This window comes from Rhizobium sp. LjRoot30 (genome assembly GCF_964253915.1).
GTDB lineage: Bacteria > Pseudomonadota > Alphaproteobacteria > Rhizobiales > Rhizobiaceae > Metarhizobium.
This window is the reverse complement of the sequence record NZ_CAXUSG020000001.1, coordinates 226,034-244,022: the sequence shown is the minus strand read 5'-3', so window position 1 is coordinate 244,022 and position 17,989 is coordinate 226,034. Positions and strand designations below refer to the sequence as shown.

19 protein-coding genes and 1 tRNA gene are annotated in these 17,989 nt (G+C 61.1%); 11 read left to right on the top strand and 9 right to left on the bottom strand.

The window, feature by feature from the left end; genetic code table 11:
* The first annotated feature begins 348 nt into the window (after positions 1-348).
* The 4 genes from ACSQ3I_RS01255 (at position 349) to ACSQ3I_RS01240 (ending at position 3,103) form a co-directional block, all read left to right on the top strand.
* Complete coding sequence (locus tag ACSQ3I_RS01255) at positions 349-972, top strand: MarR family winged helix-turn-helix transcriptional regulator (RefSeq protein ID WP_435995523.1); 624 nt, start codon at positions 349-351, stop codon at positions 970-972.
* A gap of 158 nt (positions 973-1,130) precedes the next feature.
* Positions 1,131-1,679 carry a carboxymuconolactone decarboxylase family protein gene (locus ACSQ3I_RS01250; protein WP_435995521.1) on the top strand — a complete coding sequence of 183 codons (549 nt, stop codon included), beginning with the start codon at positions 1,131-1,133 and terminating at the stop codon, positions 1,677-1,679.
* A gap of 63 nt (positions 1,680-1,742) precedes the next feature.
* The gene (locus tag ACSQ3I_RS01245) at positions 1,743-2,312 is read left to right on the top strand and encodes a redoxin family protein (RefSeq protein ID WP_435995519.1); all 570 of its coding nucleotides are present in this window, start codon (positions 1,743-1,745) and stop codon (positions 2,310-2,312) included.
* Positions 2,313-2,413: 101 nt separating this feature from the next.
* Positions 2,414-3,103, top strand: coding sequence for an MOSC domain-containing protein (locus ACSQ3I_RS01240; protein WP_435995517.1), 690 nt, complete (start codon positions 2,414-2,416; stop codon positions 3,101-3,103).
* A 27-nt stretch (positions 3,104-3,130) separates the two neighbouring features.
* Here the strand turns inward: ACSQ3I_RS01240 and ACSQ3I_RS01235 are convergent, their stop codons facing one another.
* The 6 genes from ACSQ3I_RS01235 to ACSQ3I_RS01210 all read right to left on the bottom strand — a co-directional run bounded on the left by ACSQ3I_RS01235 (position 3,131) and on the right by ACSQ3I_RS01210 (position 8,585).
* Positions 3,131-3,604 carry a VOC family protein gene (locus tag ACSQ3I_RS01235; protein ID WP_435995515.1) on the bottom strand — a complete coding sequence of 158 codons (474 nt, stop codon included), beginning with the start codon at positions 3,602-3,604 and terminating at the stop codon, positions 3,131-3,133.
* Between the two features lie 163 nt (positions 3,605-3,767).
* On the bottom strand, positions 3,768-4,988 hold the full coding sequence (locus ACSQ3I_RS01230) for an MFS transporter (protein ID WP_435995513.1): 1,221 nt from the start codon (positions 4,986-4,988) through the stop codon (positions 3,768-3,770).
* Positions 4,989-5,029: 41 nt separating this feature from the next.
* Positions 5,030-5,929, bottom strand: coding sequence for a dihydrodipicolinate synthase family protein (locus ACSQ3I_RS01225; RefSeq protein WP_435995511.1), 900 nt, complete (start codon positions 5,927-5,929; stop codon positions 5,030-5,032).
* Between the two features lie 21 nt (positions 5,930-5,950).
* A complete protein-coding gene (locus tag ACSQ3I_RS01220; protein WP_435995508.1) occupies positions 5,951-6,583 on the bottom strand; it encodes a LysE family translocator in 633 nt (210 codons plus the stop codon).
* Between the two features lie 132 nt (positions 6,584-6,715).
* The gene (locus tag ACSQ3I_RS01215) at positions 6,716-8,155 is read right to left on the bottom strand and encodes a PLP-dependent aminotransferase family protein (protein WP_435995506.1); all 1,440 of its coding nucleotides are present in this window, start codon (positions 8,153-8,155) and stop codon (positions 6,716-6,718) included.
* A gap of 151 nt (positions 8,156-8,306) precedes the next feature.
* The gene (locus ACSQ3I_RS01210; RefSeq protein ID WP_435995504.1) at positions 8,307-8,585 is read right to left on the bottom strand and encodes an Arc family DNA-binding protein; all 279 of its coding nucleotides are present in this window, start codon (positions 8,583-8,585) and stop codon (positions 8,307-8,309) included.
* Positions 8,586-8,939: 354 nt separating this feature from the next.
* On the opposite strand from ACSQ3I_RS01210, the gene ACSQ3I_RS01205 reads away from it, so the two are divergent.
* From ACSQ3I_RS01205 to ACSQ3I_RS01190, 4 genes are all read left to right on the top strand, one after another.
* Positions 8,940-10,034 (top strand): helix-turn-helix transcriptional regulator, encoded by a 1,095-nt coding sequence (locus ACSQ3I_RS01205; RefSeq protein ID WP_435995502.1) that lies wholly within the window; start codon positions 8,940-8,942, stop codon positions 10,032-10,034.
* A 316-nt stretch (positions 10,035-10,350) separates the two neighbouring features.
* Positions 10,351-11,382, top strand: coding sequence for an extracellular solute-binding protein (locus ACSQ3I_RS01200; RefSeq protein WP_435995500.1), 1,032 nt, complete (start codon positions 10,351-10,353; stop codon positions 11,380-11,382).
* Between the two features lie 118 nt (positions 11,383-11,500).
* Complete coding sequence (locus tag ACSQ3I_RS01195) at positions 11,501-12,886, top strand: amidase (protein ID WP_435995498.1); 1,386 nt, start codon at positions 11,501-11,503, stop codon at positions 12,884-12,886.
* An 18-nt stretch (positions 12,887-12,904) separates the two neighbouring features.
* Positions 12,905-13,663, top strand: coding sequence for a TetR/AcrR family transcriptional regulator (locus ACSQ3I_RS01190; protein ID WP_435995496.1), 759 nt, complete (start codon positions 12,905-12,907; stop codon positions 13,661-13,663).
* A 204-nt stretch (positions 13,664-13,867) separates the two neighbouring features.
* Here ACSQ3I_RS01190 and ACSQ3I_RS01185 read toward each other — a convergent pair.
* Positions 13,868-13,954 (bottom strand) — tRNA-Leu (locus ACSQ3I_RS01185).
* A gap of 80 nt (positions 13,955-14,034) precedes the next feature.
* On the bottom strand, positions 14,035-15,468 hold the full coding sequence (locus ACSQ3I_RS01180) for a phosphomannomutase (RefSeq protein WP_435995494.1): 1,434 nt from the start codon (positions 15,466-15,468) through the stop codon (positions 14,035-14,037).
* A gap of 259 nt (positions 15,469-15,727) precedes the next feature.
* On the opposite strand from ACSQ3I_RS01180, the gene ACSQ3I_RS01175 reads away from it, so the two are divergent.
* A complete protein-coding gene (locus ACSQ3I_RS01175) occupies positions 15,728-16,093 on the top strand; it encodes a BA14K family protein (RefSeq protein ID WP_435995492.1) in 366 nt (121 codons plus the stop codon).
* A 62-nt stretch (positions 16,094-16,155) separates the two neighbouring features.
* On the opposite strand, the gene ACSQ3I_RS01170 is transcribed toward ACSQ3I_RS01175, so the two are convergent.
* The gene (locus tag ACSQ3I_RS01170) at positions 16,156-16,449 is read right to left on the bottom strand and encodes a SelT/SelW/SelH family protein (protein ID WP_435995490.1); all 294 of its coding nucleotides are present in this window, start codon (positions 16,447-16,449) and stop codon (positions 16,156-16,158) included.
* Positions 16,450-16,628: 179 nt separating this feature from the next.
* Here ACSQ3I_RS01170 and ACSQ3I_RS01165 point away from each other — a divergent pair, with 179 nt between their 5' ends.
* Both ACSQ3I_RS01165 and ACSQ3I_RS01160 read left to right on the top strand, forming a co-directional pair.
* Complete coding sequence (locus ACSQ3I_RS01165; protein ID WP_435995488.1) at positions 16,629-17,069, top strand: DoxX family protein; 441 nt, start codon at positions 16,629-16,631, stop codon at positions 17,067-17,069.
* A 120-nt stretch (positions 17,070-17,189) separates the two neighbouring features.
* A complete protein-coding gene (locus tag ACSQ3I_RS01160; RefSeq protein WP_435996238.1) occupies positions 17,190-17,933 on the top strand; it encodes a type 1 glutamine amidotransferase in 744 nt (247 codons plus the stop codon).
* The last annotated feature ends 56 nt before the right edge of the window (positions 17,934-17,989 follow it).

Genomic DNA, 17,989 nt, shown 5'->3' with positions numbered 1-17,989 from the left:
ATATTCATAAGAACACGAAATTATTCACAATACTATTTTGTCATATAAAAATTTTTCAAAAAATTCGAAAGACATACTATTTTTATGCCTTGTTCAAATTTGCATAATACAAAGTATTTTTTGTATAAACATGAAGTTTTAGACCTATCCGAATTTTCCGAAAACCAAGGGGACACTTATCAGCGGGGATTTCTGCTAAAATTCAGGACGTGTATTTTTAGGATCGAGCCGCTGCCGGCCAACCGCATCGCCCGCCATACCCCGAGATTCTTCACGATTGCGGCCCTTGCAATTAAATAGGAATCCTATATATATCCCTCCATGGAAACGCCGAAGAACCCGACCTCAATGCAGCACCGAATTCGCGAAGGCCTGTCGCGGGTTGCGATGGTCATGCGCGCCGACGACTGGAACCGGGCAAAGCGCGCCGGCATCAACCCGACGCAGCTTTCGATCCTCGAACTTCTCGAGGGACGCGCAGACGGGCTTGGCGTCAAGGACATCGCCTTCCATCTCGGCGTGTCGCAGCCGACGGCCACGGACTCGATAGGCGCCCTAGAACGCAAGGGTTACGTCGAGAAGCGGCAGACGGAGAATGACCGGCGCGGTGTCAGGGTCGGGATCACGGATGCGGGTCTTGCAGCTTTTCATGCCGGCGAGGCGACAGAAGGTCTCGCAGAGCAGGCGACGGAGGCACTCGCGACGCATGAACAGGAAGACCTGCTGCTGATGCTGGTCAAAATGATCCGGCAGTTGCAGGTCATCGACGCCATACCGATCCAGCGCATGTGCACGAGCTGTCGCTATTTTGCGCCTTTTGCCCATGCCGATGCGGCCCGGCCGCATCATTGCAACTTCGTGGACGCGGCCTTCGGTCAGCGGGATCTCCGCATCGATTGCCGCGAGCACGAGACCGCCGATGCCGCAATCCAGTCTGCCACCTGGGCTGCGTTTGAAAACGGCCAGGCCTGATCCCTGCGTTGCCGGCATTCGTCGGTGACACAGACCAGACAGGACCGATGCTCGCGAATGATCCGGCAGGGCTGTTCCTGCCAGATGCAACATCGGCCCGGTGACTGCCATCACCGGACCGACAACTCCTTCCCTCCAGGCTATTGAAAGGAAAGAACATGGCAAGGATTACTCTTATCGACCCGTCGAATGCAACGGGAACCACCGGTGAACAGCTGGCGCAGATCAAGTCCGCATTCGGCTTGGTGCCCAATATGTTCAAGGCAGCGGCGAATTCGCCGGCAGCCCTGAGCAGCATGTGGGGGTCGTTCGGCGCCCTTGGCGGCGGTCGCCTCGGTGCCAAGCTCGGCGAACAGATCGCAGTTGCCATCGCCGATCGCAACAATTGCAGCTATTGCCTTGCCGCCCACACCGGCCTCGGCCGCAAGGCCGGCGCCACGGTTGAGGAAATGGCCGAGGCGCAGGCAGGCCGTTCGACGGATGCACGCACGGCTGCCGCCCTGCAGTTCGCCATCGCCGTGGTCGACAAGCGGGCCGGCATCCAGGCCTCCGACGTCGATGCGCTGCGGACGGCCGGTTTCGATGACGAAGAGATCGTCGAGATCATCGCCCATATCGCCCTCAACCTGTTCACCAACTACCTCAATGTCGCACTCGACGTTCCGGTCGACTTTCCGGGTGTGAAGCTGACGCGCGCCGCCGCCTGAGCCGCCATACCTGACGGGCGGATCGTCCCCTCCGGTCCGCCCACACCGAAAGGATTTGACATCATGACCAGTCTTCATGCCCCGCTCGCGCCTGAAATCGCCGCCAGCGAATGGTTCAACACCCCGGCCCCGCTTTCGCTGCAGGCGCTCCGCGGCCGGCCGGTCTTCCTTCACAGCTTCCAGCTTCTCTGCCCCGGCTGCGTGGCGGAAGCCATCCCGCAGGTCCAGCGCATCGAACGCGTCTTTGCCCATACCGACCTGCAGGTCATCGGCCTTCACACCGTCTTCGAGCATCACGCGGCAATGACGCCGGTGACGCTCCGGGCCTTCCTGCACGAATACCGGCTGAAATCACCCGTCGCCGTCGATCTTGCGGAAGACGGATCGGACATTCCGGTGACCATGCGGCGGTTCGGGCTGCGCGGCACGCCCTCGTCGGTGCTGATCGGCCGTGACGGCGCCATCATCCACCAGGCGTTCGGCGTCGAGGACGACATCGTCGTCGGCGCAAGGATCGCCATGGCGCTGTCAGCACGCATCCCGGAAATCAAACCGGCCCCGGCATCCGGCCAGGAGGATGGCTGCGCCGACGGCACATGCGTGGTTTCGCCCTCCACGCAGGATGCTGCCTGAAGTGGCAATCATAAAGCAGATCGCGGCCGGCCAGCCAGTCGTCGTCACGGCCTCCATGGCCGGCCGGCCGCCTCGATGCTGCGGATCCTGAAGGAGAAATCATGACGAAATTTCCGCTCCTCGGACTGCTGGTGGGCAAAGCCGCGCCCCTCGGACCGCGCGGCGCCTTGAGCGGCATCGCCAAGGTGCCGGTTGCGGACAGCCTCACGCTGTCGGAAACCGGCTTCGATGGCGATGTGCAGGGCGATCCCATCCGGCACGGCGGGCCGGAGAAGGCCGTGCATCACTATCCGTTCGACCATTATCCGGACTGGACGGAGGGACTCGGCCCGCATCCTCTGCTCAGCCGTCCGGGCGCCTTCGGGGAAAATCTTTCGACCACCGGATTGAAGGAAAATGCCGTAGCGATAGGCGACGTCTTTGAACTTGGCACGGCGATCGTCGAGGTTAGCCAGGGCAGGCAGCCTTGCTGGAAGCTCAACGAACGCTTTGGCACGGCGGCAATGGCGCGGGCGGTCCAGTCCACGGGGCGGACGGGCTGGTACTACAGGGTGCTGCAGCCCGGCATCGTCACACCCGAAGACCGGCTGACACTCGTGGAGCGGCGGTCGCCGGAATGGACCGTTGCCCGGATCTGGCGCGCCTTCTACATCGACCCGCTCAACCGCGCCGAGCTTTCCGGCATTGCCGCGCTAGAACGCCTTGCCAACGGTTGGCGCACCCATGCCAGCCGCCGGCTGGAAACCAACAGTGTCGAGGACTGGAACAAGCGCCTCACCGGCATGGGCTAAGAGAATGTCTCCGCCGGCGCGGAAAAATCAGCCGCGCCGGGCTGCCTCGATAGCTGCAACGTCGATCTTCTTCATCGTCATCATCGCGTCGAAGGCGCGTTTCGCCTCGGCGCCACCGGCCCTCATGGCCTCCATGAGAACACGGGGCGTGATCTGCCAGGAAATCCCCCACTTATCCTTGCACCAGCCGCACTCGCTTTCCTGGCCGCCATTGCCGACGATGGCATTCCAGTAGTGATCGGTTTCTTCCTGGTTTTCCGTCGAGATCTGGAAAGAAAAGGCCTCGCTGTGCTTGAAGGCCGGGCCGCCGTTCAAACCAATGCAGGCGACCCCGGCAACCGTGAATTCGACGACAAGCACATCGCCCTGCTTGCCATCCGGAAAATCGCCGGGAGCGCGTATGACAGCGCCGACGGCGCTATCCGGGAAGGTTTCGGCGTAGAAACGGGCAGCCTCCTCGGCGTCCTTTTCGAACCACAGGCAGATTGAATTCTTGGCCATTGCAGTACCCTTTCATCCTGGTTGCAGGTCGCCGTGGACGACCGATACCTTGAAGACGCCCGAGTTTACGGCAATCCGACATCAGACCGAAAATTGTTTTGCAATGCCGGGCAGCCAGGCATCAAGCGAGCGATGCCTGTCGATGTAACACCCGCTTTGCCGGTCATTTTGCCTTCGAACGCGGCGTGTCCTCGATCCTCGGGAGGAACCACGTCAAAAGGCCGGCAAGCGGCAGGAACGAGCAAAGCCAGTAGACCGCTTCAATGCCGATGCTGTCCGCCAGACCGCCCAGGATGGCGGCGGCGATGCCGGCGAGCCCGAAGTTCAGCCCGTAGAACAGGCCGCCGATTAGGCCGATGCGGTTGGGCATCAGTTCCATCGCGTAGATCAGGATCGAGGCGAAGGCGCTCGCCATGATCAGGTTGATCAGGATCGACAAGACCACCGTCCAGTAAAGATCCGCATAGGGGAGCAGCAATGTCAGCGGCAGGGGGCCGAGCACGGAAATCCAAATGATCCGGTAACGACCGATCCGATCGCCGACGATGCCGCCGATCAGTGCGCCCGCCGCCGATGCGAGCAGGAAGACGAACAGCATGATCTGCGACATCTGCACCGACGTCCCGAAGCGATCGATCAGGTAGAATGTATAAAACGACCGGAAACTCTCCATGTAGGCGTTTTTCGAAAACATCAGGAGCGTGAGGACGACAAGACCGACTGCCACGGTTGCCGGCGCATGGCGATGCAGCTTTTCCACCGAGCCTGCCGCATTCGCCTTGCTCTGGGCCAGTTGCCGGATCAGCGCGTGTTGTCCGGCAGTCCAGATCATCAGCGCCATCGCGACAAGTGCCGCCAGCGCAAACCAGGCCAGGCTCGACTGCCCGTGCGGCACGATGAACAGGGCAGCGAGCAGCGGTCCGAGCGCGCCGCCGAACTGGCCGCCGACCTGGAAGATGCCCTGCGCCAGGCCCTGACGGCCGCCGGACGCATAGCGAGCCATGCGTGTCGCCTCCGGATGGAAAATCGAGGAACCGATGCCGATACAGGCCGCAGAAACCAGGATGAGGGCGTAACTCGACGAATAGGCAAGCCCGAGGACACCGGCAAAGGTGAAGACCATCGCGACCGCCGTCGAGTAGGGCATCGGATGCTTGTCGGTGTACAGGCCGACGACCGGCTGCAGCAGCGAGCCAGCCGTCTGGAATGTCAGCGTGATGATGCCGATCTGCACGAAATCGAAACCATGCGCCTCCTTGATGACCGGATAGATCGCCGCGATCAGGGACTGCATCATGTCATTGAGGAGATGTGCCAAACCCAGGATGAAAAGGACGCCGAGAAATGCCTTGGGACGCTGGGCGGTCATGGTGGTCGAAGTCATTGGATGCGGGCCTGAATGCTATGGCGAAAATCGCCCGGATATCATGTGAAATGCTTCCGGAGGCCGATCAACGCCGCGGTGATGCGATCGCGGGCCGTATCCGGCAAGGGAAGAACGGGCCGTGGAGGTTCGACTTTGCACAGGTCGAGAAGTTCGGCAATCACATAAACCACCCGGAAACTGCCGAATTCCCTGAACAAGCTCCACAGCGGCTCAAATGCCGCATTCAGCCGTTGCGTTTGCGCCACGTCGCCGGATTGCGCCGCCCTTGCCAGGGCCAGCGTCTCGACCGGCAATAACCCCGCGGCCACGGAATACCAGGCATCGCTCCCGGCCAGAATGGCCGCAGCACAGTCCCAATCGCCGCTGTAGCCGATCCGGAACGACGGCGGCGTCGTTGAGCGGATCGCGTCCAGTTCGCCGGCAAAATCTCCATCTGATGGCAGGGGCATTTTTACGGCCACGATGTTCTCCACCTTCGACAGCCGGCTAATGAGATCCCTGGAGAAGGTGAACCGGGTGGTTCCCGGATTGTTGTAGATCGACAGCGGCAGTTCTCCGGCCTCGGCAACGGCGGCAAAATGCGCGTAGACTTCGTCGTCACGCAGCGGCGTGTAGGAGACCGGGGCGAGAAGCAGGCCGTTTGCGCCTGCTGTCCTTGCATCCCGCGCCAGCGCCTGGGCATCGTCCGTCCGGAGCGCCCCGACACCGACGATGACGGGTACACGACCGCCCACCGTCGTCACTGCCGCTTCCACTGTCTTGCGCCGCTCCTCCCGCGTCAGGAAGGCATAAGCGCCGGTACTGCCGAGCAGGCCGATCGAATCGACCTTGGCCTCTACGAGAGGCTTCAGAATGCGGGCAAGGGCCGCGGTATCCACACGGCCGGAGGAATCGGCGGGCGTGATCGGAAAGGCCGACAGGCCTTCGAAGAGCGACATGATGTTCCTTTCAAATGCGGGTCAAATGCGGAAGAGGAGGAGTTTCAGTCCGGCGAATCCGAAGGACACCGCAAGGGTGCCCTCGATCCAGCGGCGGGCGCGGCGATAGAGGCGAACCATCGGGCCAGTCGAGAAGACGATGGCATAACCGCAGAAAATCGTGACGCTGAGAACCGCGCATCCCGCCAGGATGACGACGACGCTGGACGGGGACGAGCCGGGCCCCAGACCCAGCGTCATCAATGCGATCCAGGCCAGGATCGATTTCGGGTTCATCAGATGCATCAGCAGGCCACGCCTGTAGAGCGCTGCCATGGATACCTTCGCACGGTCCTGGTCCGTTGGAGAAGCCTTGTCCGGGGAAACGGCCGCACGCGCCGCCTTGAAGGCGAGGAAGAGGAGGTAAAGACCGCCCAGGGCCTGCAGGACGACGAGCGCACCGGGATAGTTTTTCAAAACCGCCGAAACACCGGTCGCCGCCATCAGCCCCCAGAAAACCGAACCGCTGACGACACCCGATGCCACGGCGAGCCCGGCCCGCCGTCCGTCGTTCATGGCGACACCCATGATCCGCATGTTGCTCGGGCCCGGACTTCCGGCGGCGATGATGTAGGCCGTAAAGACGATCAGCAGCTGGTGAATGTCGACGGGCATAAAACATGGTTTCCGGGGTTGGTCATCCTCGCGCACTGCGCCATGCGGATGCATAGCCGATCCGGCTGGCAGACTAGAAGCGCCAGTTTCGCACGGAAAACATGGTCCAGTTCGATCTATTGGCTTTTGGCGCTACGACGGAAGAACCTTCGCAAGCAACCGAACGCCATCGGGAATGAGACGCGCCGGCATCGACGCGTAGCCGAAGACGAAACCGGCACGGCGGTCGGTGAGACGCGAGAACAGGCGCGATACCGGATAGATGCCGATGCCTGCCGCGCGGGCCAGATGAGCAAAGTTCTGTTCGTCGCCAGTTCCAAACCCCTTGAACCAGACGACGACATGCAGGCCTGCCGACGTGCCGACGATCTCCACCCTGTTACCGAAGATGTCTGCCATGGCGCCCAGGAAAGCGGTCCGCCGTTCGGAGTTCATCCGCCTCATCTTGCGGACATGCCGTTCATAGGCGCCGGTCTCGATCAGCGATGCAAGCGCCTCCTGCTCGAAGGTGGCGCCGTGGCGGTCGATGATCTGCTTGCAGCGGATGAACGGCTCGACAAGCGCCTCGGGCAGAACCAGATAACCGAGGCGCAAGGTGGGCGACAGCGTCTTGGACACGGTGCCGACGTAAATCACCCGACCGCGGCCGGAGAGATAGAGCGGCGGGATCAGCCGGACATCGTAGCGATATTCGCCGTCATAGTCGTCTTCGATGATGTACGCATTGCCGGCTTCGGCCCAATTCACCAGCTCGCGACGGCGACCGACGGACAGAACGCCGCCCAGGGGAAACTGATGGCTGGGGGTCACGAAAGCAAGCGCGTGCCCACCCGGCTCCGGCAGCATGCCGGTATCGATGCCATCCTCGTCGCACGCGACAGGTGTCGGCGCCGCGCCGAGGGTCACGAAGACGTTTCGGGCCATGGCGTAGCAGGGTTCCTCGATCACCACCCTGTCACCCGGATCGACGAGCACGCGGGCGCACAAATCGAGGGCCTGCTGCGAACCGTTGACGACGACGATCTGGTCGGCATCGCAGCGAATACCCCGCGCACGCCAAAGATAGCCCTGCAACGCATGCCTCAGCGCCATGCTTCCCGCCGGGTGGCCGTAACCCAGCCGCTCGCGGCGGGCGAGCACCGCGGCCGTCACGGCTCGGCGCCAGGCGAGCCTCGGGAAATCGTCGGGCGCCACGTCGCCGTAGCGGAAGTCGTATTTCAGCCGTCCCGTTGCCGGCAGCTGGAAAGGAAGGCCCATCAGGCGCGAAGCATAGGCCGAAAGCCTGCGGCCGGAACCACTGGACTGCGCAGGCTGCTCGACCTTGCCACCCGCGATGTTGCGGGCAACCTTCGCCTTGGCGCCCTGGCGAACGGTCACATAGCCTTCGGAGATCAGTTGGTCGAACGCCGTGGTGACGGTGGTGCGCGAAACCCCGAGTTCCTCGGCCAGCGCCCGCGTGGAGGGAAGATTGTCGCCCGGGGCATAGACACCGTTGGCGATCTGCTCCCGCAGGCCGAGATAGATGCCCCGTGCCGTTCCCGCCCTGTCCTTGCCGTCCCGCAACTGGACCACTCCATTCCCTGAAAACCAGCGTCGTCGCTCATGACAGCTGCCGGCAACAACAACATCAAGTCAAGGGAAGTCTGCTCAAGGCCACCCGTTTGGGGCCTTGCGGCCGCAACCCGTGACACAGCAGGGAACTTTCAGCGAAAATGGCGGGCCGCTACTCTCCGGCGATCCGGAATGCCTTGCGCGACGGATAATGTTCGTTCGCTTTCGCTATATGGCGACGGAACTGCTCTTCCAGGGACAACAAACGTTCCTGCATGGCCTGCAATTCGTCATCCGCCGTTCCAAGGTTGTCACCCGACTCGAAAGACGTCTGCAACCGCGTCAGTATCTCAGCCGTCATCGACCGGTTGTTAAGCGTTGCCGACTTCATCAATTGGCGGCGCACGGTTTCCGGTATGCGAAGCCTGAGATAATATTCGTTGTTGGACATCAACATTCCAATGCAAGCTGTGAGTGGGTGCCGTCTTCCGCATCGCCGCCGAGTCCAGCCCGTCACCGATCGGAACGATCTTTGCCCAGATGGCGTATTCCAAGGGATCATCCCCATGATGAACCATGGAAATCACCGCTGAGGACTGTCTGAACGTCCCAAGGCTGTAGTCAAGACGGATGTGAGTAATTTGGACGTTGGGATAAATATATGGGACGGGCGGTACAGAGACCGGACCGATCTGCGGGAAGTCGGCAACGAATGGCGGAGATAAGTCTGGCTTAGCGCTTGAAAAGCGTCGAACGCGACGCCTATTATTTTTTACTTGCCTTCAATCGCGCCGTCGAAAGTTTCATGACAAAACATTCGCTCCCCAACGTCGTCTCGACCATAGATTGTTTCAGGACAATCTTCCCGGAAAGCGACCCCCAGGCCGCGACGGCCTACGGCAAAATGGTGCTGCCTCTGTTCGAGTTCGACGTGCCGGAACTTGGGCGAAAGGCACCGTTTTCCTGCGAGTCGGAGATCTATTGCCTGCCGGACGTTACGGTATCGCGCGCAAGGGGGACCGCCTCGCGGTACACCCGGACGGTCCGGACGATTGCCAGGTCGGCGACCGACGACATCCTGGTCGTTTGCTACACCAGCGGTCACTTTACCTATCGGATCGGCGACAAGACCCGCCGCGTCGAGCAGGGAGAGCTGGCGTTCTTCGATCTTTCCCAGGAGATCGTCATCGAGGCGCCTGCCGTCAAGAATATCAGCCTTGCCATTCGACGGCGCAAACTGGAACCTGCCGTCCCGTTGCTCGACAGCGCCCATGGTTTTGTCGTCCCGCCCGGCGCGCTGTCGAAGCTTCTGGTGGGCATGATGGAACACACCATGGAAATCGGGCCGACGATACACGTGCCGCAAGCCCGCCCGATCGCCGAGGCGATTATCCTGCTCGTCAATGCCTGCCTCGAAACCCTGTCGCAGCCGAGGACGACGTCCGACATACAGAGCGGCTCGGTGTCGCTTGCAAGCGTGAAGTCGGCAATCGAACGTCGGTTGACCGATCCCAATCTCGGTGTGCAGTCGTTGCTGGAAGAATTTGCCATGACGCGCTCGACCCTTTACCGCGCCTTCGAGCCGCTTGGCGGTGTTACGGCCTACATCACCGAGCGACGGCTGCGCCATGCTTTCCGCCGCCTGACCGATCCGTCCGAAAAGAACCTGCGCGTTTCGCATATGGCCTTCGAACTCGGCTTTACCCACGCCTCGGCCTTCACACGCTCCTTCAAGGCGCTATTCGGCCTGGCGCCAAAGGATATTCGCACACTTGCCATCCGGCCGGCGGGTGGGGACATCCCGTTCCTGGTGTCGCCGGAAGCCATCCCCTATATTCATCCTCTTATGCCGGAGCTGGTCGAAGCGGGTTCAAGGGTTCCCCTCGGACGCAAGTCCTGATGCTCCTTCAGAAGACCGATGATCTGTCCGTCGCTGAAACGGAAACGTTTCATTCTCTGTTTCCTTCTCCGAAGAACAGACTGACCTCAAATCGGGGACGTTCCAGGGGAACAGGTCATCGTCCTCTGATTGATGCCATACCGTTTCGGAAATGCATCCCTCCAGGCATGGGAAAATAATGCGCCATCAAAATCCGGGATCGAACCGACAATTCAAGGCCTGAGCGGGCGTGAAATTTTATTTGACTGAATATTCAGTTTTATTTTTAATGAAGCAATCGCCAGACGCGAGCCGCCCTTAATCCGGAGGATTCTTCATGCGTTCAATTGTGACTGCTGCAGCCTGGATTTTTGCACTGCTGCCGATCGGGACCGCCCAGGCCGAAGGTGTTCTGAATATTTATAACTGGGGCGAATATACGAGCCCGGAGCTCATCAAGAGGTTTGAGGCGAAGTACGACGTCAAGGTGACCATTACGGACTTCGATTCGAACGACACCGCGCTCGCCAAGGCGCGTCAGGGCGGGAATGACTACGACGTCGTCGTGCCAAGCTCGACGTTCGTCAAGATCTGGATCGATGAGGGCCTCCTGTTGGAAACGCGCGCCGACCAGATGGAAAACTTCAAAAACATGGATCCGCGCTGGGTGAATGTAGATTTCGATCCTGGTCGCCACTACACGGTGCCGTGGCAGTGGGGAACGACCGGCGTGCTGGTGAACACGTCGGTGTACTCCGGCGATCTCAACACGTCGGCCATCTTCCTGGACCCACCTGTCGAATTGCAGGGTAAGATCAGCGTCCTGCCCGAGATGGGCGACGTCATGGCGCTGGCGATCTATTTTGAAGGTGGCGAAACCTGCACCGGCGACAAGGACATCCTGCGCAAGGTTCGCGATCGGCTGATTGCCGCCAAGCCCAAATGGCTGTCGCTCGATTACCCCAGCATCGATCGTTATGCGGCCGGCGACTATGATGCTGGCGTCAACTGGAGCGGGGCGTCGATGCGTGTGCGGTTTGCCAATTCGCACTTCGCCTACGGCTATCCGAAAGAGGGCTATCCGATCTGGATGGACAATGTCGCGGTATTGAAGACGGCTCCGCACGTCGAGAACGCCAAGCTGTTCCAGAACTTCATCATGGATCCGGAAAATGCCGCCCTGATCTCGGCCCATGCGCGTTACGCGAACGGCATTGCCGGGTCTGAAAAATTCATGCCCGCCGAGATGAGGACCGCGCCGGAAATCGTCGTCCCGGCCGAGTTCCTGGACAAGGGCAAGTTTACGCCGGCCTGTCCGTCGGAAATCAATGAAATGTACATGAAAATCTGGACCGAGGTCATGAAGTGAGCGCGCGTCGCTGCCTGATAGGCGGAACCGGCGACAATTGGCCAAACGAAGACAATTTCCCTTTTCGGAGCGATCAATGAGTGACCTTGAACTGTGTTACCTGCCAGCGCATGAAGCCTTGCGCCGGTTCAAAAGCCGCGAACTTTCCCCTGTGGAGTTGATGGAGGCGACGATACGTCAGGCAGAAAGGGTGAAGGACTCGGTCAATGCCTTGACCTACACCCATTTCGACGAGGCCATCGAGCGGGCGCGGCGGGCCGAAACGAAGTATGCAAGGGGTGCGCGAACCGGTGCCCTGGAAGGTCTACCCGTCGGCATCAAAGACGAGAGCGAGATCAAGGGCAAGCCGACTTCGATGGGCTCTTTGATCCACAAGGATCACGTCGCCGACCGGACTTCGACGATGAATGCCCGGATCCTGGCCGCCGGCGGCATCACGCATGCCCGCACCGCAACGCCCGAGTTTTCTTGCTCCGGCGTTACCTGGTCGCGTCTTTGGGGCGTAACCCGCAATCCATGGAATCGCGAATTCACGCCCGGCGGTTCGTCTGGCGGCGCCGGAGCCTCCCTGGCGTCGGGAACGTCATCGCTTGCGACCGGGTCTGACATCGGCGGCTCGATCCGCATTCCGGCATCCGCCTGCGGCGTGGTGGGCTACAAGCCGCCTTATGGCCGCAATCCAGATGACCTGCCGTTCAATCTCGACTTCTTTTGCCACACCGGTCCGATGGCGCGCACTGTCAAGGACGCGATCCTGCTTCAGAACGTGATGGCAGGTCCCAGTCCCCATGACATTACGACGCTGCGGCCGAAGTTGCGCCTGCCGCTTGACTACAAGCCGATCAAGGACTGGAAAATTGCCTTTTCAATGGATCTCGGGATCTTCGAGGTCGATCCCGAAATTCAGAGAAACACGCTTGCGGCGCTCGATGTCTTCCGTTCCCTGGGGGCCACCGTTGAAGAAGTCGACCTCGGTTGGAAACCGCAAGACCTTCAGGCGGGCCTTGCCTACCTGCAACATATCTTTGGCGGCTATCTGTCGAATCTCCTGGACGAGCACGGTGACAAGATGACCACATACGCCAGGCAGTTCGCCGAGCGTGGCCGCAAGTCGAAGGCGACGGATTACGTCGCCAGCCTCGAGGTTATCGGCAACATGTATCTGACGCTGGGACCGATCCTGGAACGCTACAACGTGCTGGTCTGCCCAACCACGGCACTGCCCGCCGTGCCGGCGGACTTCGACCAATCCACCGGCTCGGTCGAGATCAACGGTAAACAGGTAAACGCCATGCTCGGATGGGCGATGACAACGCCGTTCAACATGCTGTCCCGCTGCCCGGTTCTTTCGGTACCCTCAGGGAGGGCCAGCAGTGGGGTGCCGACAGGGATCCAGATCGTCGGACGCACCTATTGCGATGCCGACGTGTTTCGCGCTGGCCTCGCCTACGAGACGGCGCAAGGGGGCTGGTATCACGATGCGGCAACCCGCCCGGTCCTTTAACCGACTCCTCAACGACAGTTGACCGTCGAAATCCATTGGCCGATAAAGGCGTCGGCCGATTTGGAAAGCAGCGCTTTGACGAGGAAACCCTCCATCCCCGATCCGTTAGAGGAGCAGCCGGCTGTCGTTTCCGCCCCTATGACCAAGGCGGGAAAGGCGGATCGCCGTCACCTGCGTGGGATTGCCAGTTCCCAGCGGATCATCGATACGACGATCCAGCTCATTGCCGAGGACGGTATCGCCAGTCTCACCATGCAGCGGATCGCAGAGCGAATCGGTTCCTCCAATGCGCTTGTCGTCTTCCACTTCGGCACAAAGGAGAAACTCCTTCGTGCCGTGCTGGAATATCTCAACGATCAGTTTGCGCGGCTATGGGAAGAGACCGTATTGGCGCCAGGGCTTTCGGCGGCGGAACGTGTTGTCGCTGCCATGGACTGCGCCTGGCACTTCCGGGGGCAACATCCAGACTGGGTTGCTGTCTGGGTGTTGTTCAGCAGTGATCGCCAGACCGTGCAACTCGATCGGATGATCAGCCTGCCCAGCGATCGTGCCTATGTCGCCCAGGTGCGCGAGTTCCTTGCTGATGTCGCCCGCGACGGAGGCTATAAAGGCGTCGACGTGGATACGTTGACTGAAGGTCTCAACTATCTGGTGCAAGGCGCATGGTATTGGGACACATTCAATCCTGAGCGGAGCGGATCCGATGCCGTCAGGAAAAACGCTTTCATCCTGTTGCGTCAGGCTTTTCCGCACAGTTTTCCTGTCGACAAGATGTGAGCCAAACAGGGCCAATTTTGCCCACGGCCGCGGGCTTCGGAGTGTCCGTGAGCGCCATTGTTGGGACGCGCCTGTATCAACGAAGCCACCAACAAATCAGCTGGATGCAACGGGACAACCCCGGACGCCAAAAACACAAAGCCCCGGATAACCGGGGCTTTGTGCGATATTTAGCATCGTACTGGACGATCTAAATCGGGAACTTGGTGCCCAGAAGAGGACTCGAACCTCCACACCCTTTCGGGTACCAGCACCTGAAGCTGGCGCGTCTACCAATTCCGCCATCTGGGCGACGAGGAGCGATGTACGGGGGTAGCCCTCCGGTGTCAACAGGGTTTTTGAAGTTTTTGCGTCAACGGCAAAAAAACTTGTCAAACAGCCCTGCCAGACCAATCCCGAATCAACTCAAGTCCCTGATGCAATAGCGATTTCGCCGCATCCACAGTTTCTGCCTCGACATAACAGCGCATCTCCGGGGCGTTTCCGGAAGGACGAAGATGGACGATTCGGCCATTGCCAAGCGTTACCCGCAGCCCGTCGATATCGCTGGTGGCAGCCACCGTGCCGAGTGGCGCCAGGAAGGTTTCCAGTGCCGCTCGAGACCCCCGCAGCTGCGCCATCAGCGCCGCGCTGGTTTCGACGGGGAAGTTTTCCAGCCGGTCGGCGTCGGCGAAAGGAAGGCGATAGCCGCCGGCAAAGGCCGACAAGGCTTGTCCGGCATTCTTCGCCTCGAAAAGCACCGCCAGGACCGGCAGGACGCTATCGCGCGTCGGCAGCGGGGCAAGCGTCACGCCGTTGATGGTGAAGGGCGATGCCGTCAGCAGGCCGCCATTGGCTTCGAACCCCATCACACCGCTTACGCCGGCCGCCAGTGCCTCGTTCATGCCGGCGATGACGAAGGGGGAACCGACCCTGGTGCGCACCACGGAGAAGGTGCCCGCAGCCTCGATGCCGGAATTGGAGGTCACCGGCGTCGCCACCACCGCAGCCTTCAGGAAGTTGGCGGTGATCAGGCCGAGGAGATCGCCGCGCAGCGGTTCGCCCGTTTCGTCGGAGAGCAGCGGCCGGTCGCCATCGCCGTCGGCCGACACGATAGCATCGAGCCGATGCTGGACGGCCCACGCCTTCAGCAGCGCCACCGTTTCCGGCGAGACCGCTTCCGTATCGACGGGGATGAAGGTTTCGGAGCGGCCGAGCGCCACCACTTCGGCGCCAAAATGCTGCAGCAGATCGACGAACAGGTCGCGGGCGACCGTGCTGTGCTGGTAGACGCCGATTTTCAGGCCCGCCAGCACGCCCTTAGGCAACAACGCGGTGTAACGCGCCCGGAAGGCGGCCAGCGCTTCCCCGGCGGCGTCACGGCCGCTGCCGGAAGTTTCGTCGATGGCGGCTTCATCGGCGCGTAGCGCTTCCGCCTGGGCGCCGATCGCCACTTCGTCGCTTTTGTCGATTTCGCCATCGGGGCGGTAGAACTTGATGCCGTTGCGATCAGCCGGAATATGCGAGCCGGTGATCATCAGCGATGCTGCCTTGCGGCCAAGGCCGTAAAGCGCCAGCGCCGGCGTCGGGATCGTGCCGCAATCCACCGGGATAAAACCCGCCCGCTGCAGCGCGCCAAAACAGATCGCCGCGATCTCCGGGCTCGAATCGCGAAAATCGCGGCCGACAAGCATCTCGTCGCCCGGCTTCGCATGGCCGCTCTCCAGCATGTGGCGGGCAAAGGCGGTGGCGTAAAGCGCCGAAGCCCGGCCCTTGAGATCAATCGAAAGGCCGCGCAGGCCGCTGGTGCCGAATTTCAGGCTCACAAATCGGACTCCCATAAGGCAGCCCCCGGAGCGCGCGTGCGATTGTCCGTGAGGAGCTGCATCCATCAACACAACAGGGCGATGCCGCTTTCGGAAGGAAGAGACAGGCCCTGAAAAACACGCGTTCCTTATGGATCAACCGGGGCACACAATCAATCGCAGCCGCCCGTCCCGATCCGCACGGCAAATAAAACCGTATCGGCAAACGTTGCAATCACAGGGGATGCTAAGGGGTTTCCCCACCAACGAACGAGAGGTTATGACCATGTCGATCTTCCGCAAGTTGATCACCGCCTGTGCCGTCAGCCTGACCGCACTTCTACCCTTGCCGGCTGGTGCGGCCCCGATGGGCCTGCCCTCACCGGTTCTCGACCGGCAAAGCGATGTCAGCGAAGCCCGTGTCATCTGCGGCTATTACGGCTGCCGCCGCGTCTGGCGGCCGCATTACGGCCATCGCCATTACCATCGGCCGCGCTACTACAGCCGTGACTACTACCGGCCGCGCCATGGCTACAACCGCCATGTCCGCTGGTGCCTGAACCGCTACCAATCCTACAATCCGGCAACGAACCGGTTCCTGACCTATGGCGGCGCCTACAGGATCTGCCGTTCGCCTTGGGGCTGACGCTTCTCCAGCATGCCGGACTGGCGCATCGACGCCGGTCCGGCTGAGCACCAGGCCTTTCTTCAGCTTTCCTGCGACACCCTGTCTGTGTGACCGAGATCGCGGCCGGGCTCGATGATGTCGCGCACCCGCTGCTTCAGCTCTTTCGGGCCGGGGAAACCGCCGTCACGCTTGCGCTCCCAGACGAGCGCGTCATCGACACGGATCTCGAAGTTCCCTCCAGTGCCGGGCAGAAGCGCCACTTCGCCAAGCGAATCGCCGAAAGTGGAGAGCAATTCCTGCGCCATCCAGCCGGCGCGCAGCAGCCAGTTGCACTGGGTGCAGTAAAGAATTGTGATGCGTGGTTTCTCGGTCATCGGCGTCGATCCTCATCTGGTTTTCTTCATCTAAGCACCGCTGCCGTCACCGGCAACGACTGTTCACGCCGGCCTCACAGAAAATTCAACCGGATCACTCAAGTTTTTACCGGGGCCAGCTTGCCCGCACCGCGATGTTTTCGCACAGCATGGGGCAGATTCGAACAGAAGGAATTGAAATGACCGAAGAACGCCCGAAACTGATCATCCCGGCACTGGGATCACTCTATGCCGCGCTGACCCCATGGGCGGAAACGCTGCTGCGCGTCCTGGCGGGCGGTCTTTTTGCGGTGCATGGATATGGCAAGATCCTCAACCCCTTCGGCGCGACGGCTATGGTCGAAGGCTTGGGTTTTTATCCGGGCGTCTTCTGGTCGCCGCTGTTGTCCGCCACCGAGTTTTTCGGCGGCATCCTGCTGGCCATCGGCCTGCTGACCCGTCCGGCGGCCGTCGCCGCCACCATCGTGCTTCTGGTGACCGTTTACGTGCATGGTTATCTGCGCGCCGAGGGGCTGATGGGGGCCGAAAAGTCGATCCTGTGGGCAGCGATCACCCTGTACTTCGCCTTCCGCGGCGCCAACCGCCATTCGGTGGATGCCAAGATCGGCCGGCAATTCTGAAGCCCGGCGCTCGCCGCTCTTGAACCGCGTTGCCGGACATGATCTTGTCTTCCTCAAAATGCCCCGCTGCGTCGTCATCGGGGCAATTCGGATAGTGAAATGGCAAGAGGTGGCATGAGCATGCGCGTGGCAGTGGTTGAAAACACCGTGGTTTCCCATCTGGGCCAGGTCGGCGTCGCTCTGTCGGAAGCCGGCGCGAAGGTCGAGATCTTCCAGCCCTGGAATGGTGGTGGCTTGCCCGTTCTCGACGATCACGATGCCCTCGTCGTGCTCGGCGGCGAGCAGAGCGCTCTCGACGACCACAGCCATCCCTACCTGCCGGCGCTGGCCGCGCTGATGCGCGGTTTCGGCGATGCCGGCAAATCGGTGCTCGGTATCTGTCTCGGCAGCCAGATCCTGGCGCGCGGTTATGGCGGCGACAACATTCTCGGCAAGACGGTGGAGTTCGGCTGGCACGACATCCGCACGACGCCGGCCGGGCAGGATGACCCGGTGCTTTCGGCCGCGGGCGAAAATTTCCCGATCTTCGAATGGCATAGCGATACTTTCACGCTGCCGGAAGGCGCAGTGCACCTGGCATCCAGCGGCGGGGTGAATAACCAGGCCTTCCGCATGGGCCGCGCCGCCTATGGCACCCAGTTCCATTTCGAGGCCAGTACCACCGTCGTCGACGATTGGCGCCAGAAGTTGCCGCAGGTGATGGAAAAGCTGCAGCCGGGCTGGCTGGAGCAGCATCCCGAACTCGCCGTCTCGCGCGGCGTTCCCGCCGATGCGGCAGGCCTGGCGTTGGCCCGCGCCTGGGTTGCGACTATCAATGTGGCAGAAGCCGCAGAAACACAGAAGGAATTGCTGGCGGGCGAATGACATCCTCCCAGCCACAAAAGAAAAAAGCGCCGCCCCAAAGAGGCGGCGCTTCTTTT

Bases quoted from the DNA above. Each gene is read 5' to 3' on its own strand.
- ACSQ3I_RS01240 (WP_435995517.1), top strand. From the start codon at position 2,414: ATGACGAAATTTCCGCTCCTCGGACTGCTGGTGGGCAAAGCCGCGCCC.
- ACSQ3I_RS01230 (WP_435995513.1), bottom strand. From the start codon at position 4,988: ATGACTTCGACCACCATGACCGCCCAGCGTCCCAAGGCATTTCTCGGC.
- ACSQ3I_RS01235 (WP_435995515.1), bottom strand. From the start codon at position 3,604: ATGGCCAAGAATTCAATCTGCCTGTGGTTCGAAAAGGACGCCGAGGAG.
- ACSQ3I_RS01255 (WP_435995523.1), top strand. From the start codon at position 349: ATGCAGCACCGAATTCGCGAAGGCCTGTCGCGGGTTGCGATGGTCATG.
- ACSQ3I_RS01170 (WP_435995490.1), bottom strand. From the start codon at position 16,449: ATGACCGAGAAACCACGCATCACAATTCTTTACTGCACCCAGTGCAAC.
- ACSQ3I_RS01200 (WP_435995500.1), top strand. From the start codon at position 10,351: ATGCGTTCAATTGTGACTGCTGCAGCCTGGATTTTTGCACTGCTGCCG.
- ACSQ3I_RS01205 (WP_435995502.1), top strand. From the start codon at position 8,940: ATGACAAAACATTCGCTCCCCAACGTCGTCTCGACCATAGATTGTTTC.
- ACSQ3I_RS01220 (WP_435995508.1), bottom strand. From the start codon at position 6,583: ATGCCCGTCGACATTCACCAGCTGCTGATCGTCTTTACGGCCTACATC.
- ACSQ3I_RS01165 (WP_435995488.1), top strand. From the start codon at position 16,629: ATGACCGAAGAACGCCCGAAACTGATCATCCCGGCACTGGGATCACTC.
- ACSQ3I_RS01225 (WP_435995511.1), bottom strand. From the start codon at position 5,929: ATGTCGCTCTTCGAAGGCCTGTCGGCCTTTCCGATCACGCCCGCCGAT.
- ACSQ3I_RS01160 (WP_435996238.1), top strand. From the start codon at position 17,190: ATGCGCGTGGCAGTGGTTGAAAACACCGTGGTTTCCCATCTGGGCCAG.
- ACSQ3I_RS01245 (WP_435995519.1), top strand. From the start codon at position 1,743: ATGACCAGTCTTCATGCCCCGCTCGCGCCTGAAATCGCCGCCAGCGAA.
- ACSQ3I_RS01210 (WP_435995504.1), bottom strand. From the start codon at position 8,585: ATGTCCAACAACGAATATTATCTCAGGCTTCGCATACCGGAAACCGTG.
- ACSQ3I_RS01250 (WP_435995521.1), top strand. From the start codon at position 1,131: ATGGCAAGGATTACTCTTATCGACCCGTCGAATGCAACGGGAACCACC.
- ACSQ3I_RS01175 (WP_435995492.1), top strand. From the start codon at position 15,728: ATGACCATGTCGATCTTCCGCAAGTTGATCACCGCCTGTGCCGTCAGC.